The following is a 14,019-nucleotide window of genomic DNA, read 5'->3' as shown; positions in this document are numbered from 1 at the left end:
TGACTATTCGGGGGCGGCACGTGGCTGACCCGCAAGGATTTCTGAAGCACACCAAACGGGAACTGCCGACGCGTCGTCCGGTTCCGCTGCGCCTGATGGACTGGAAAGAGGTCTACGAGCAGGATTTCTCGCACCAGACCCTGCAGACCCAGGCCAGCCGTTGTATGGACTGCGGTATTCCGTTCTGTCACAACGGTTGTCCGCTGGGCAACCTCATCCCGGAGTGGAACGACCTGGTTCACAAGGGCCAGTGGCGTGAGGGCATCGACCGGCTGCACGCGACCAACAACTTCCCGGAGTTCACCGGTCGGCTTTGCCCGGCACCGTGCGAGGCGTCCTGTGTCCTCGGCATCAACCAGGATCCGGTGACGATCAAGCAGGTCGAGGTCGAGCTCATCGAGAACGCCTTCGACGAGGGCTGGGTGACCCCTGTCTACCCGACCCGCCTCACCGGCAAGAAGGTCGCCGTGGTCGGCTCCGGCCCGGCCGGGTTGGCCGCCGCGCAGCAGCTGACCAGGGCCGGTCACACCGTGACCGTCTTCGAGCGCGCCGACCGCATCGGTGGTCTGCTGCGCTACGGCATCCCGGAGTTCAAGATGGAGAAGCGCTTCATCGACCGCCGTCTCGCGCAGATGGAGGCCGAGGGCACCATCTTCAAGACCGGAGTGAACGTCGGTGTCGATATCACCGCCGCGCAGCTGCGCGAGCGGTTCGACGCGATCGTGCTGGCCGGTGGCGCCACCCTGGCGCGTGACCTGCCGATCCCGGGCCGGGATCTGGACGGCATCCACCAGGCGATGGAATTCCTGCCGTGGTCCAACCGGGTACAGCTCGGCGACGATGTCACCGACGAGAACGGCCTGCCGCCGATCCATGCGAAGGACAAGAAGGTCGTCATCATCGGTGGCGGTGACACTGGCGCGGACTGCCTCGGCACCTCGCATCGCCAGGGCGCGGCCAGCATCCACCAGTTCGAGATCATGCCGCGGCCGCCGGAGGAGCGCGCCTCCTCAACCCCGTGGCCGACCTACCCGCTCATGTACCGGGTCTCCTCGGCGCATGAGGAGGGCGGCGAACGCGTGTTCTCGGTCAACACCGAGCGTTTCGTCGGCAAGGACGGCAAGGTCACCGCGCTCGAGGCGCACGAGGTCAAGATGGTCAACGGCCGCTTCGAGAAGGTCGAGGGCACCGACTTCACTCTCGAGGCCGATCTGGTGCTGCTCGCCATGGGCTTCACCGGACCCGAGAAGCCGGGCCTGCTCGAAGGTCTCGGTGTCGGCTACGACCAGCGCGGCAATGTCCAGCGCGATAAGAACTGGGCGACCAATATCCCGGGCGTCTTCGTCGCCGGTGATATGGGCCGCGGCCAGTCGCTGATCGTCTGGGCCATCGCCGAGGGCCGCGCCGCCGCGTCGGCGGTCGACAAGTTCCTCGAAGGCGAGACCGCGCTACCCGCGCCGATCCCGCCGACGGCGGTCGCGCAACGCTAGACCCTCTCTTACCGGAGCGGAAGGGCGCCTGTGGATTTCGGTCCGCAGGCGCCTTTTTTGTGCCGCGCATTCGCCCTTCGCACGTATTCGAACTTGGTGGAACCCACGGAAGGGCGCCGAGCGGAACCGTTTTCGTCGTAAGCGGTGACGGGAATCGGACACGCTCACGGGGTTCGAATGGCGCTGGTTGCGGTGTTGCCTTATTGTGATCAGCGGCGTGGTGCGTGATCTTGGGATGCGGTCGCTACGTGCATGTCATACCGGTGGGTTGCTCGCGTCGACCCAGATGCACTGGACCGACATCCGCCGAGGTCAGCACGGTTGGTAAACAACTGTCGGAAGCTTGCTCTCGCAAGGGGCGATGTTTTGAACTGGAGCAGTATGCGGTTGAAGAAGGTGACCGCCGCACTCGGTGCGTGCGCGGCTGTAGCATCCGGCGTAGTCCTTGGTAGCGGTTCGGTAACGGCCGATCCGGGCTGCCCGAGCCTCTATGTGGTTGCGATTCCGGGTACTTGGGAGACCGGAAAGGACAAGACGCCACAGCCCGGCATGCTGTCCGGTGTCACGAACAATCTGCCCCGGTCGGTCGACGTCGACTACGTGACCTATGCCGCGACCGCCTTCCCGTGGGAAGGCGATGTCTACGGCGCGTCGAAGAAGGAAGCGACCGATCGCGCCCGTGGCCTGGCCACCGAGATGGCACAGAGCTGTGGCGGCACCAAGATCGCGATCGTCGGCTACAGCCAGGGCGCGGATGCGGCGGGCGACCTCGCCGCCGAAATCGGCACCGGCTTGAGCTCGATTCCGGCGGACCGGATCGCGGGTGTCGGCCTGATCTCCGATCCGCGTCGCTCGCCCACCGACATCCAGGTCGGACCGGTCGCGCCGGGCGCGGGCGCCGGTGGCGCTCGGGTCGGCGGCTTCGGCTGGCTCAGCGATCGCACCCGCACCATCTGCGCGCTCGACGATCTCTACTGCGCCACCGCCCCCGACGATTTCGTGACCCGGTTCGCCGGCTTCCTCGCGCAGACCTCCGAGGCGAATCCGGCCAACCTCTGGCGCTACCAGCTCGAGGCGGGCACGATCATGAACGACCTGATGAACCTCGGCGGCATCCCGACGCTGCAGTCGCAGCTCACCGAATCCGCCAACCAGCAGCGGGCGAAGGATCTGGAGCGCTTCTACGACTCGCACGCGCATACGCTCTACGGCAGCTACCCGGTGGGTGGCGGGCAGAACGCTATCTCCTGGATGCACAACTGGATCGCGGGCATGGCCTGATCCCAGGGCGGTAGTTCCCAAGGCAAAAGCGAAGGCCACCCTTCCGGTCTGGAGGGGTGGCCTTCGCTTTGTCCAACGGTTCTGGGCAGACTAGCCAGCCGAACCGGTCGGCGGCAGGATCGGCGGCTGGCCGGGCTGCCAGGGACCGTTGTTTTGATCGCCGGGGCCATGGCGCCAATCGCCGGGGCCGCGATCGTCATGGTCGCCGCGCGGTCCGTCCCAGTCACCATGGTGGTGGCGGTCGATATCGGCGCCTTGCAACGGAATCTGATCCGATGCCGCCTGAACCGTCGGCACGGACGAATCGGCCGTGGCCGCGGATGCGGTGACCGCGAGCGCGCTGAGCGGAACCGCGGCCAGCGCGCCTGCGATCGCAATTCGAGCGAAGCTCCGCCTGAAGGAGGTCGATGTCTTGGAGAGCAAAACGGATTCCTTTCCTCGGACTGTGAGTCGCTGGTTGTTCCGAGCGACCTGTCAGTAGTCGCTGCGGCGGCTCACCGGACCAATACAAGGCTCCGTCACTGGGATTGGGGTGGGATCTGTCTGGCAGTCGGCTGTGAAGCCGAAGTCTGTGAATAGCCGTCAGGATTGCTGTGAGATGTTGCGTGGCAACAGATCCCAGACATGGCCGTTCTCGTTGATGGTGGCCGCGGTGCGGCGTCCGCTGCGGGAGAACAGGATTCGGGTGATCGAGCAGTAGTCGATCGGGAAGGTCAGCGGTCTGGCCAGGCCGAGCACATCCTGCAGGATCACATTGATCACCCCGCCGTGCGCGAAGACGAGCACCGTATCCGCGGGATCGGTGTGCGCGGCGATCGAGGTGATGGCCTCGCGCACCCGCGTGATGAAGGCGGGCCCGTCGATCTGCTCGGGCAGATGCCCGGACTTGATCCGCTCGTAGACGGCCGCGAATTCGACCTTGGCATCCTCGATCGGAATGTAGGCGGGCAGGTCGCGATCGTATTCGGCCAGATCGTCGACCACATCCACCGCTAGCCCCAGCTTCGCCGCCGTCGGCTCGGCCGTCTCCCGCGCCCGCCGCTGCGGGCTGCTCACGATCCGGCTGATCCGATGCTGACTCAATGCCGCTGGCACTCGTTCGGCCTGCTCTAGGCCGACCGGCGCCAACCCGGGATCGGCCGGTCCACCGGAGCCTTGCACCCGCAATGGCTGAGCATGACGAACGAATATCAACTGCACCTCGCCCACTCTGCCGTACGATCGGCGTTCATTCGTACTAGGGGGAGTAAGCGACGTATGGGTGCCATACTCGAAGTCATGACCGTCGAACCGTTTCCGCAGTGGCTGCGCCCGCCGCCGGGCGGTTTTGTCGCCGAGGACCTGGACCGCCTGCCCGACCTGCCTCCGCATACCGAGTTGATCGACGGGAGTCTTGTCTTCGTGAGCCCGCAGGCGAAGTTTCATGTGCTGGTCATCACCTTGCTCGATATCGCCTTGCATCGTCTGGTGCCCAGTCACTTGCGTATTCGGCGGGAAATGACGGTGACGTTGGGGCGTAACCAACGTCCGGAGCCAGACATCGTTGTGGTTCACGCAGACCGTGACGGAGGCTTAGAGCTCACGACATATCAGGCCGACGATGTTGTTCTCGCCGTGGAAGTTGTCTCGCCTGAATCACGCAGCCGCGATCGGGAACGCAAGCCGCAGTTGTACGCCCAGGCGGGCATTACACACTTCTGGCGCGTTGAGAATGTCGACGGGCGACCGGTCGTTTATGTGTACGAGCTCGACCCGGCCACTAAGGTGTACGCGCTCACCGGCATTCATCATGAGCAACTGAAGCTCAGTGTGCCGTTCGATATCGATATTGATCTGACCGACATCGAACGGCTGTAGCTTCGCCCAGCCTTTTCACCCGCGTGGAGTCGCGGTGCACTCCGGTGGGAGTTCGAAGAAGCTCACGAACTTCGCAACGGCCGCGCTGTCACCGCTGATCTCGGTCTCGCCCGATGCCAAGCTGTCTGCCAGCGGCCGGCCGTGGATGGCGACGGCGATGAAGGCCGCGACGGTGGTGTGGATGGTGGTGGCGCCGGTGCCGGAGGCGCCGCGGCTGATGGTGATGGTGCCGTCGGACACCACGGCGTGGAATTCGTCTGTGCCGGAATCGGATCCGGTGAAGTAGAGGTCGTAGTCGGCGTGCACACCCGCCGCCTGCTCGGGCTGGAAGAAGGTGCGCAGGGTCACCATCAGCGAATCGGTCGACATATCGGAGCAGCTGTAGCTGTTGGGGGTGCGAGCGCCCCAGCGGTTGAGTGCGACGATCACATCGTCGAGTTCGCGACCCCAGTCGGTGAGGTCGTAGACGGCGGCGGCGACCGGTGGCGGGAGCTTGCGTTTGTGTACGACGCCGATCTGGACGAGTTCCTCGAGGCGCTGGGAGAGCACATTGGGACTGATGCCGGGCAGTCCGGCGCGCAGATCGGTGAAGCGTTTGGGGCCCAGGAGTAGTTCGCGCACCACCAGCAGGGTCCAGCGCTCGCCGACGAGGTCGAGCGCGCGGGCGGCACCGCAGGCGTCGTGGTAGCTGCGCTTAGCGCGCTGCTCCGGGGCAATAGTCATGTGCTACAGCATATCAGTCGATTCTTCAACTGAATTAATTAGTTGTCTTTTAGGACTAACCATTGCTAGCGTGCCACAGTAACGATCTTCGGGTGGAAGGCGTCTGTGGTGACGGAAGCAAAAGAACGACATAGACAGGTGGGGGACGCCCCCGGTTCGGACGGCAAGCGCTGGCTCGCCCTCTATGTGTTGTGTGGCGGCATGCTCATGATCGTGCTCGATGCGACGATCGTGAATGTCGCGCTGGCGGATATCCAGACCGACCTCGGCTTCACCGCATCGGGTCTGGCCTGGGTGGTGAACGGATATCTGATCTCCTTCGGCGGCCTGCTCATGCTGGCCGGCCGACTCGGTGACCTCATCGGTCGCCGCACCATGTTCCTGTCGGGTCTGGTGGTCTTCACCCTGGCCTCGGCGCTGTGTGGCGCGGCCGTCAACGAGGTGACACTCATCGCGGCCCGCTTCCTGCAGGGCATCGGCGGCGCCATGACCTCGGCGGTCATCCTCGGCATGATCTTCGCGATGTTCCCGGATCCGCGCGAGCAGGCCAAGGCGATCGGTCGCTATGCCTTCGTCGCGTCGGCCGGTGGTGCGATCGGCCTGCTGCTCGGCGGTTTCCTGACCGCCCTGGACTGGCGGCTGATCTTCCTGGTCAACTTGCCGATCGGTATCACGGTCGGCCTCGGCGCGCTGAAGATCCTGGACAAGGACAAGGGTGCCGGATTGAAGGATGGCGCGGATGTGCCCGGCGCCGTACTGATCACGGCGGCGCTGATGCTCGGCGTCTACACGATCGTCAAGCCGGCGGCCGAATACGGCTGGACCGATCCGGTCACACTGGGTCTGGGAGCGGCCGCGCTGGTACTGCTCGCCGGATTCATCGCGCGGGAGGCGACGGCGGCCACCCCGCTGATGCCGCTGAAGATCTTCCGCTCGCGGAATCTGTCCGGTGCCAATGTGATCCAGGTGCTGACCGTGGCCGGCATGTTCGGCATGTTCTTCATGGGTTCGCTGTACCTGAAGCAGGTGCTCGGCTATTCGCCGATCCAACTCGGCACGGCCTTCTTCCCGGTCGCGGCGATCATGGGTCTGCTGTCGGTGCGCTATTCCGAACATCTGGTGATGCGCTTCGGCGCCCGCAGGGTGCTGATTCCCGGTCTGCTGTTGATTCTCGTCGCGCTGCTCTGGCTGACCCAGGCGCCGGTGGACGGCAACTACTGGCTCAACATCTTCGGGCCGATGGTGCTGTTCGGCACCGGTGCGGGTCTGGCCTTCCCGTCGCTGATGAATCTGGCGATGTCGGGGGTCGAGCCGCAGGAGGCCGGTCTGGCCTCGGGTCTGGCCAACACCACCATGCAGGTCGGTGGCGCGCTCGGTCTGGCGGTGCTCGCCACCCTGTCGGCTAGCAAGACCGAACATCTGCTGAAGGACGGTGTCGCGGCAAATGTGGCGCTCACCAATGGATTCCAGCTCGCGTTCTGGATCGGCGTCGCACTGGTGGTCGCCGCGCTGGTCACGGCGGTGGTGGTGCTGAAGTCGGTGCCGGCGCAGCCGCACGACCAACTCGATGACGAGCTGTTGCTCGAGGCCGAGGTGGCCTCCGAACGCACCGTCATCTAGTCCGGAAATACCGAAACGGCCCGGTTCGCGATCTGCGAGCCGGGCCGTTTTCGTGGGCTTACTGCTGCTTCTTGCGCTGAGTCAGCAGGTAGATGCCGCCGACGATCAGGGCGACGATGACCAGGCAGCAGATGCCGCCGATCAGCAGTCCGCTGCTGCTCTTCTTCTTTTTCTTGGCGGCGAACTCTACTGCTGATGCGACGGTGTCGGAGTTGGTCCAGGTGTCCGCGCTCGCCCACACCTGCGGGTCCAGCAGTGCGGTGTTGGTCAGCAGGTCAAGGTACATATGCATCCCCATGGTCGAAGGTACCGGCCTCCTCCCGGGGCCGAATTACCAAGGGTAGCGGGCAAATACGGCAAATGGAACTTTTCCGGACTGCAATCTTTCATATTGAGATACTCGATTCGAGTTCCTCAGCGCGGCTTGACCAATGGGAACGGCAGCGTCTCGCGAATGCTGCGTCCGGTGATCAACATGACGATGCGGTCCACGCCCATTCCCAATCCGCCGGTGGGCGGCATCGCATGCTCGAGCGCCTGCAGAAAGTCCTCGTCGAGCTCCATGGCTTCCGGATCGCCATTGGCCGCCAGCATCGACTGCTCGGTGAGCCTGCGGCGCTGTTCGATCGGATCGGTGAGTTCGCTGTAGGCCGTACCCAATTCGACGCCCCAGGCGACCAGATCCCAGCGCTCGGTCACGCCGGGAATGCTGCGGTGCGCGCGGGTCAGCGGAGAGACCGAGGTGGGGAAGTCGATGTAGAAAGTCGGCTTCTCGGTACGGGATTCGACCAGATGCTCATACATTTCCTGCACGACCTGCCCGGCATCCCAGCCGTGCTGATAGGGCACTTGCGCCTTATCGCAGAGTTCGCGCAGCTCCTCGAGCGTGGTCTGCGGGGTGATCTTGGAGTCGAGTGCCTCCGATACCGCGCCGTGCACGGTCTTCACCGTCCACTCCCCGGAGATGTCCACCTCTTCGAACGAGCCGTCCGGCCTGGGGCGCAGCGCCACCATCGAACCATTGGCCGCCTGCGCCGCGTTCTGGATGAGTAGGCGCGCCAGCTGCATCATCCGCTCGTAATCGGCATGTGCCTCATAGGCTTCCAGGCTGGTGAACTCCGGGTTATGGCTGAAGTCCACACCCTCGTTGCGGAAGTTGCGCCCGATTTCGAAGACCTTCTCCATACCGCCGACGCACAGCCGTTTGAGATACAGCTCGGGCGCGATCCGCAGATACAGGTCCAGATCGTAGGCATTGATATGGGTGAGGAACGGTGTCGCATTGGCACCGCCGTGCACCTTTTGCAGGATCGGCGTCTCGACCTCGAGATATCCCCAGGCGTTCAACGAATCCCGCAGCGAGCGCACCACCGCGGTGCGCTTGCTCAGCATCTCGCGGACCTCCGGATTGATCGCCATATCGACGTAGCGCTGACGCACCCTGGCCTCGGGATCGGCCAGTCCCTTCCATTTGTCCGGCAGCGGATGCAGGCATTTGCCGATCATCCGCCAGTCCGCGGCCAGCAGCGAAAGTTCGCCGCGGCGGCTGTGCCCGATCTGGCCACTGACCTCGATGAGGTCACCGAGATCGAAGAATTCGCCGAATTCGGCGCTGCGTTCGGCACCGACCCGATCGCGGTCGATGACCAGCTGGATATCGTCGGTCCAGTCCCGGACCACCGCGAAGATCACCCCGCCGTAATCGCGAATGCGCAACAGTCGGCCACAGACCCGCACCGTGGTGCCGCGCGGTGAACGACGCGCCGCCGCGACGGCATGCGTCGGGGGATAGGCGACCGGATAGGCATCGACACCGGCGGCCGCTAGCCGGTCGAGCTTGTCCATGCGCACCCGCACCTGTTCCGGGCGGCGTGGAAGCAGTTCCACACCAACGTTATCCGGCAGATCCGGCGGACTGCCGTCGGCGTGCAGTCCGGTGATGCCCGCGGGTACCGCACTGTGCAGACCGGTGTGGGTAATGGTTTCGGGTTCCTTACCGAAGCGCGGTAGGAAGCCCTCGGCGAGCGCACTGGCCATGGCAACCCGTGGTAGTTGCCTGCGATCCTCGAACAGGAAGAACCGGGGCACCCAGTACGGCTGATACTTCACATTCGACCGGTACAGCGCCTCCAACTGCCACCAGCGCGAAAAGAACAGCAACACGCCGCGCCACAGCCGAAGCACCGGTCCGGCGCCGATGCGGCCGCCCTCCTCGAAGACCGAGCGGAAGACCGCGAAGTTCAGTGAAACCTTGGTGATGCCATGCTGTTCCGAGGTCAGCGCGAGCTGGGAGATCATCAGCTCCATGACACCGTTGGGGCCGTGTGGATCTCGGCGCATCAGCTCGAGTGACGCGCCGGTGCGTCCCCACGGCACCAGCGAGAGCATGCCGAGCACCCGCTCCTGGGAATTCACCGCTTCGACGAGCAGGCAGTCGCCGTCCAGCGGATCGCCGAGGCGTCCGAGCGCCATGGAGAAGCCGCGCTCGGTTTCGGTATCGCGCCAGGCATCCGCACGGGCGATCACCTGCCGGAATTCCGCGGCCGGAATATCGCGATGGCGGCGGATGCGCACGGTGATCCCGTGTTTGCGCAACCGGTTCGCGGCCTGACGGACCTGCTTCATCTCCGGGCCCGCGAGCGAGAAGGTCCTGGTGTCGAGAATGGCCTCGTCACCGAGGCGCAGCGCCGAAAGTCCGGCCCGTCGGTACGCCGTCGCACCGAGCTCGCTCGCGCCCATGACCGCTGGGGCCCAACCGAATTGGTCGGCCAGCCGCAGCCACGCATCGATCGCCTGCGGCCACGACTCGCGAATGCCGACCGGATCGCCACTGGCGAGGCACACGCCCAATTCGACGCGATAGGTGAGCGCCGCCTTGCCGCTCGACGCGAAGACCACCGCCTTATCGCGCCGGGTCGCGAAGTAGCCGAGCGAATCCTCGACATCGGAGCGTTCCAGCAGACCGCGGATCGCGGATTCGTCGGTGCCGGTCATCGCGTTGCCCGCACGTTGCGAGCGCAGCAGGATGACCACCGCGGCCAATAGGGCGATGGCGCCGAACAGGCCGAGCAGGAAGTTGACGAACGGGCGCGGATGGCCGTCGAAATGTTCGTTGTCCACCAGCACCGCGGCCGTCACCCGATAGATCGACCACAGCGGCCGCTGCACGCCTCGGGGCAGCGAACCGGGGAGCAACTCCACCAGACCCCAGCCGAGCAGACAGCCGACCGCGAGACCGCCTGCCAGTACGCCCAACGCCTTCCAGCCCGCCCCCGGGCGCACCTTTGTGTAGAACTCCCGCCAGGACGCGAGCAGCACGCCGATCGCGGCGATCTGTACCACCGCGGCCACCAGTGCGTGCATATTGGCCTCGTCGGCGAATTCGAGCACATTCGCGAGGGCGTAGAGCGCTATATAGCCGAGCAGCAACCACCAGGCGATGCGCTTGCGGCTGGCCGTCGCCCCCGCGAGCAACCCGACCACCAGCGCCCACACGAGGCTGGTATCCGGTGCGTCGAAGTAGTACAGGTCGATGTAGCGCCGCGGCACATGCGTCAGATATCGCAGTCCGGGCGAGAGGCTCCACAGGAAGCAGAGCACGGCGAAGACACCCAGGAGCAGACCCGCGATATGTGGGACCTCCCGCAGCCGTCCGTGTCCGCGATGCGGAACCGGTGGTGCCGATCTTTCCGGGGGTGCTTCGGTGTCGATGCGTTGCCCGGCGTGCGTGGTTGTCACAGCACCAGTGTGTACGGTGCCGCGGTAGTGGTGCTCGAAGACCACCCGGGCATGTCGGTTATCGGCGAGTCATTCATGAGTGTCGGGTCGTGTGGGCGGGGGGTTGGATTTCCGGTTCGACGGCAACGGAGTAAGGATGTATCCCATGTCCGATGCAGTCGATGTACCAATCGATGACGACGTCATTCGACTCGGTCAGTTCCTCAAGCTGGCCAATCTGATCGATTCCGGATCGGAGGCCAAGACCGTGATCGCCGCGGGTCTGGTACGGGTGAACGAGGAGGTGGAACTGCGTCGCGGACGGCAATTGCATATCGGCGACATTGTGGCCATCGCCGGTCATAAGGCCAGGGTGGCAGCGGTCTAGTCGCTCGGGCTCAAGCACGGACCACGATGCCGTCGTGGTCGCTGTAGAGCATATGGCCGGGCACGAACGTCACACCGCCGAATTCGACCGGGATATCGCGCTCGCCGGAGCCGGTCTGGGTGCTCTTGCGCGGATTGGTGCCGAGTGCCTTGATGCCGATATCGAGCGTGCGCAGGATGGCCGAGTCGCGCACCGCACCGTTGACGATGACGCCGGACCAGCCGTTGGCCACACCGCGTCCGGCGATGATGTCGCCGACCAGTGCGGTGTGCACGCTGGCGCCGCCGTCGACGACTAGCACGCCGCCGTTGCCCGGCTCGCTCAGCGTTTGCTTGACCAGCAGGTTGTCTTGGAAGCAGCGGATCGTGGTGATGCGCCCGGAGAACTCCGCGCGCCCACCGAACTGGATGAACTGCGTATCGCAGCTACGGATTTCGGGGCCGATCTCGTCGGCGAGGTCCGCGGTAGCAATGGTGTCCACTGTGACATTCTGCCGCGCCTTCGGCGCGGCGTGTTCGCGGCCCCCTGGTGTCTGCGAACGGTCGCTCGTAAGACTCGCTCCGTCGTGGTCGAGTGGGTGACGATGGTCGGCATTCACCGGCGCGCCCGCTGCAAACCCGGTCGCTAGCGATGCCCGTAATGCATCTGGTACTTGATTCGCTCGGTTTCGCGCATCTTGTTGTGGTTGATCCATTGCGGGTCGAGGCCGTGCTGCCTCATCCGGTAGCGGCGCCAGACATAGCTGCGCGCCACAGTGAACACGACCAGCGGCACGACCATCATGATGATCACGCCGATCTTCAATGCGATCGGCCCGGGGAACAGCAGCGGGACCAGCAAGAGCGGGATGAATGGAACGATGAACCGGACGAGATAGCGCACCTCGGCCCCGTGCCCGACGAGGTCGTGGATGACCCACTCGTGCAGCTCCTCGGGGAGCTCGCGGCCGAGATCGTAAGAGATCCGCTGGCCTATCGTGGGGCGTTTCATATGTTCAGGCTATGCCTGTGAGATGCGTCATCGCCAGGTTCGGCGAATATTCGGCAGCCGGAATCAAGCGCGACCGTGGCGGCGTTCGTAGGCCCGCCGCTCGGTCTCCGCGCGCTTGCTGGACGCGGCGTCGGCCAGCGCTGGATCGAGGCCGTGCTTGACCAGACGCGCCCTGCGATACACATACATCAGCGCCGCGGTGAAATAGATCAGCGGCAGATACAGCAGGGCCATCATCGCCAGGCCCATCCATTTCGGTCCGGGTACCAGCAGGAACAGGCTCAGTACCGGAATCATCGGGATGAGGAAGCGCATCAGATAGCGACGTGCCGCACCGGGGCCGGTCAGATCCTCGAGCACCCACGCCGACATCGACTCCGGCAGCGTGCGCCCGCAGATGTAGGCGATGCGCTGCGCGAATGTTGGTGTCGTTCGGTCGACCATAGTGCCAAGCATCCTCCGGGCGGACCGGCTCGGACAAGTTCTGGCTAGCCCTGCCTGCTGGCGTGGAATTCGGCGATCTGGGTGGTCAGGTTGTGTGTGGAGTGTTTGACGGCGAGCTTCACGAACGGCTCGATGGTCTTGCCGAGCACCTTGCCCGCGATCCCGCCCGGCACGCGATAGTCGACGATCGCGTCGACCGTGCAACTGTCGGTCCCCTTGGCGTGGAACAGGAAGGTGGATTCGATCTCGAAACCCTTGATCGACTTCACCGCGATCGCGTAGTTCTCCTCCCACCGCACGACCTGCAGGCGCGAATGCAGCGCGGCGGGACCGAGTTTGATGGTGCCGTCGAAGGTCGCTCCGACACCCTCGACCTGCTCGGTGATCGGTGTGAAGTCCTGTACCTCGGTGATGAAACGCGACAGATTCCGGTAGTCGTTGACATACGCGAAGGCTGTTTCGGCCGATGCCGCACAGTCTTCGATGATCTTCACCTCGGTCATGGCACAACTGTAACGGGTTGCTATCGGCCCGGCAGCAGGTGCTTGCATTTGCAAGCGTCAAGCGGTGACCGCCAGGGTAGCCGCCAGTCCGAAGGCCACGGACATCACCGCCACCTCGATGATCGCCCGACGCAGTGAGGATTCCGCAGGCATTCGATGTCCCGTCGCCTGCGGTACCCAGCTCCGTCGCCACCACCAGCCCAGCGCCAGTAATCCAACCAGCACAAGGGTTTTCGCCAGCAGAATGCGGCCGTAGCCGGTCGTCACGAACGGGGCGATCCCGCCGACCCGCACCAACCCGTTGACCAGGCCGGTGACCGTGACGATGCCGACCAGCGGCAGCGCCACCGCCGAATACCGGGGCAGCGTCACCGCCCACTCACCCCGGGCGCGCACTACCAGTGCCAGCGCGACCAACAGCCCGAACCAGGACGCCGCCGCCAGCGCGTGCACCGCCGCGAGCACCGAGCCGAACGGCTGCTGTGACATATGCCCGGTGATCGGCCGCAGCGCTAACGCCACTGCGGTGAAGACCAACACCAGATCCGCCGATGCGGTTTCCGGTCGTCGGAACGCGATCGCCGAATAGCAGGCGACCGCACCACTGCCGATCAGTACCGCGATGCCGACCTGACCGGCGCTGATCTCCACCAGGAAATTGCCGAACTGCCTAGCGCTGAGCGTGCCGACGGGCACTCCGACGACGGCCGCCGCCTCGAAGACGAGCACCATGAATTCGGTGACACACCAGATCCCGGCCAGTACCGCGAGCACCCGCCACGGTGGCCGCAGCCGATCGTGCAGCCGGGGCAGTGCGGCCAGCCCGAGCACGGTCGCCCCGGTGCAGTCCGCCAGCACCCGGACGATGCTCTCGGACTGTGCGGGGGCCGGGACGGCCAGGATCAGCGCGAGCGCCACCCCCAGCAGCCCGGCCGGGACGACCAGCAGCAGAGCTTGCGCGTTTCCGCCACCGGTCGTCGGCTGCACCTTGTTCACCCGCGTGCTC

General features: G+C 64.9%; 15 protein-coding genes. 5 read left to right on the top strand and 10 right to left on the bottom strand.

What is annotated here, in order from left to right; genetic code table 11:
- Nucleotides 1-20: 20 nt before the first annotated feature.
- Both ACIBJI_RS28150 and ACIBJI_RS28145 read left to right on the top strand, forming a co-directional pair.
- On the top strand, nt 21-1,490 hold the full coding sequence (locus ACIBJI_RS28150; protein ID WP_364350906.1) for a glutamate synthase subunit beta: 1,470 nt from the start codon (nt 21-23) through the stop codon (nt 1,488-1,490).
- Nucleotides 1,491-1,871: 381 nt separating this feature from the next.
- Nucleotides 1,872-2,771 (top strand): cutinase family protein, encoded by a 900-nt coding sequence (locus ACIBJI_RS28145; protein WP_364350909.1) that lies wholly within the window; start codon nt 1,872-1,874, stop codon nt 2,769-2,771.
- A 90-nt stretch (nt 2,772-2,861) separates the two neighbouring features.
- On the opposite strand, the gene ACIBJI_RS28140 is transcribed toward ACIBJI_RS28145, so the two are convergent.
- A complete protein-coding gene (locus ACIBJI_RS28140; protein ID WP_364350912.1) occupies nt 2,862-3,194 on the bottom strand; it encodes a hypothetical protein in 333 nt (110 codons plus the stop codon).
- 159 nt (nt 3,195-3,353) lie between these two features.
- A complete protein-coding gene (locus tag ACIBJI_RS28135) occupies nt 3,354-3,971 on the bottom strand; it encodes a histidine phosphatase family protein (protein ID WP_364350915.1) in 618 nt (205 codons plus the stop codon).
- A 78-nt stretch (nt 3,972-4,049) separates the two neighbouring features.
- Here ACIBJI_RS28135 and ACIBJI_RS28130 point away from each other — a divergent pair, with 78 nt between their 5' ends.
- Nucleotides 4,050-4,628, top strand: coding sequence for a Uma2 family endonuclease (locus ACIBJI_RS28130; protein ID WP_364350918.1), 579 nt, complete (start codon nt 4,050-4,052; stop codon nt 4,626-4,628).
- Between the two features lie 15 nt (nt 4,629-4,643).
- Here ACIBJI_RS28130 and ACIBJI_RS28125 read toward each other — a convergent pair whose 3' ends face one another.
- The gene (locus ACIBJI_RS28125) at nt 4,644-5,351 is read right to left on the bottom strand and encodes a helix-turn-helix domain-containing protein (protein ID WP_364350922.1); all 708 of its coding nucleotides are present in this window, start codon (nt 5,349-5,351) and stop codon (nt 4,644-4,646) included.
- A 108-nt stretch (nt 5,352-5,459) separates the two neighbouring features.
- Between ACIBJI_RS28125 and ACIBJI_RS28120 the strand changes: the two genes are divergently transcribed.
- Entirely contained in the window at nt 5,460-6,971 is a 1,512-nt protein-coding gene (locus tag ACIBJI_RS28120; RefSeq protein WP_364350925.1) for an MFS transporter, read from the top strand.
- A 58-nt stretch (nt 6,972-7,029) separates the two neighbouring features.
- Here ACIBJI_RS28120 and ACIBJI_RS28115 read toward each other — a convergent pair whose 3' ends face one another.
- Both ACIBJI_RS28115 and lysX read right to left on the bottom strand, forming a co-directional pair.
- On the bottom strand, nt 7,030-7,257 hold the full coding sequence (locus ACIBJI_RS28115) for a hypothetical protein (RefSeq protein WP_364350928.1): 228 nt from the start codon (nt 7,255-7,257) through the stop codon (nt 7,030-7,032).
- A 128-nt stretch (nt 7,258-7,385) separates the two neighbouring features.
- A complete protein-coding gene (gene lysX, locus ACIBJI_RS28110) occupies nt 7,386-10,682 on the bottom strand; it encodes a bifunctional lysylphosphatidylglycerol synthetase/lysine--tRNA ligase LysX (RefSeq protein ID WP_364351133.1) in 3,297 nt (1,098 codons plus the stop codon).
- A gap of 172 nt (nt 10,683-10,854) precedes the next feature.
- Between lysX and ACIBJI_RS28105 the strand changes: the two genes are divergently transcribed.
- Nucleotides 10,855-11,076 (top strand): RNA-binding S4 domain-containing protein, encoded by a 222-nt coding sequence (locus tag ACIBJI_RS28105; RefSeq protein ID WP_364350931.1) that lies wholly within the window; start codon nt 10,855-10,857, stop codon nt 11,074-11,076.
- 10 nt (nt 11,077-11,086) lie between these two features.
- On the opposite strand, the gene rraA is transcribed toward ACIBJI_RS28105, so the two are convergent.
- From rraA to ACIBJI_RS28080, 5 genes are all read right to left on the bottom strand, one after another.
- Entirely contained in the window at nt 11,087-11,557 is a 471-nt protein-coding gene (rraA, locus tag ACIBJI_RS28100; protein WP_396958459.1) for a ribonuclease E activity regulator RraA, read from the bottom strand.
- A 143-nt stretch (nt 11,558-11,700) separates the two neighbouring features.
- On the bottom strand, nt 11,701-12,066 hold the full coding sequence (locus tag ACIBJI_RS28095; protein WP_364350934.1) for a DUF5313 family protein: 366 nt from the start codon (nt 12,064-12,066) through the stop codon (nt 11,701-11,703).
- Between the two features lie 63 nt (nt 12,067-12,129).
- A complete protein-coding gene (locus ACIBJI_RS28090; RefSeq protein ID WP_364350937.1) occupies nt 12,130-12,510 on the bottom strand; it encodes a DUF5313 family protein in 381 nt (126 codons plus the stop codon).
- Between the two features lie 44 nt (nt 12,511-12,554).
- Entirely contained in the window at nt 12,555-13,013 is a 459-nt protein-coding gene (locus tag ACIBJI_RS28085; protein ID WP_357476007.1) for an SRPBCC family protein, read from the bottom strand.
- Nucleotides 13,014-13,070: 57 nt separating this feature from the next.
- Nucleotides 13,071-14,009 (bottom strand): copper resistance D family protein, encoded by a 939-nt coding sequence (locus ACIBJI_RS28080; RefSeq protein ID WP_396958456.1) that lies wholly within the window; start codon nt 14,007-14,009, stop codon nt 13,071-13,073.
- Between the last annotated feature and the right edge of the window lie 10 nt (nt 14,010-14,019).

The sequence above is a fragment of the Nocardia sp. NPDC050408 genome (assembly GCF_044458905.1).
GTDB lineage: Bacteria > Actinomycetota > Actinomycetes > Mycobacteriales > Mycobacteriaceae > Nocardia.
The sequence above is the reverse complement of the archived record's forward strand: the minus strand, read 5'-3'. Positions and strand labels throughout refer to the sequence as shown.

What these genes read in the sequence shown, in the direction of transcription:
- ACIBJI_RS28125 (WP_364350922.1), bottom strand. Translation starts at nt 5,351, where the DNA reads ATGACTATTGCCCCGGAGCAGCGCGCTAAGCGCAGCTACCACGACGCC.
- ACIBJI_RS28115 (WP_364350928.1), bottom strand. Translation starts at nt 7,257, where the DNA reads ATGTACCTTGACCTGCTGACCAACACCGCACTGCTGGACCCGCAGGTG.
- ACIBJI_RS28085 (WP_357476007.1), bottom strand. Translation starts at nt 13,013, where the DNA reads ATGACCGAGGTGAAGATCATCGAAGACTGTGCGGCATCGGCCGAAACA.
- ACIBJI_RS28105 (WP_364350931.1), top strand. Translation starts at nt 10,855, where the DNA reads ATGTCCGATGCAGTCGATGTACCAATCGATGACGACGTCATTCGACTC.
- ACIBJI_RS28090 (WP_364350937.1), bottom strand. Translation starts at nt 12,510, where the DNA reads ATGGTCGACCGAACGACACCAACATTCGCGCAGCGCATCGCCTACATC.
- ACIBJI_RS28145 (WP_364350909.1), top strand. Translation starts at nt 1,872, where the DNA reads ATGCGGTTGAAGAAGGTGACCGCCGCACTCGGTGCGTGCGCGGCTGTA.
- ACIBJI_RS28095 (WP_364350934.1), bottom strand. Translation starts at nt 12,066, where the DNA reads ATGAAACGCCCCACGATAGGCCAGCGGATCTCTTACGATCTCGGCCGC.
- ACIBJI_RS28130 (WP_364350918.1), top strand. Translation starts at nt 4,050, where the DNA reads ATGACCGTCGAACCGTTTCCGCAGTGGCTGCGCCCGCCGCCGGGCGGT.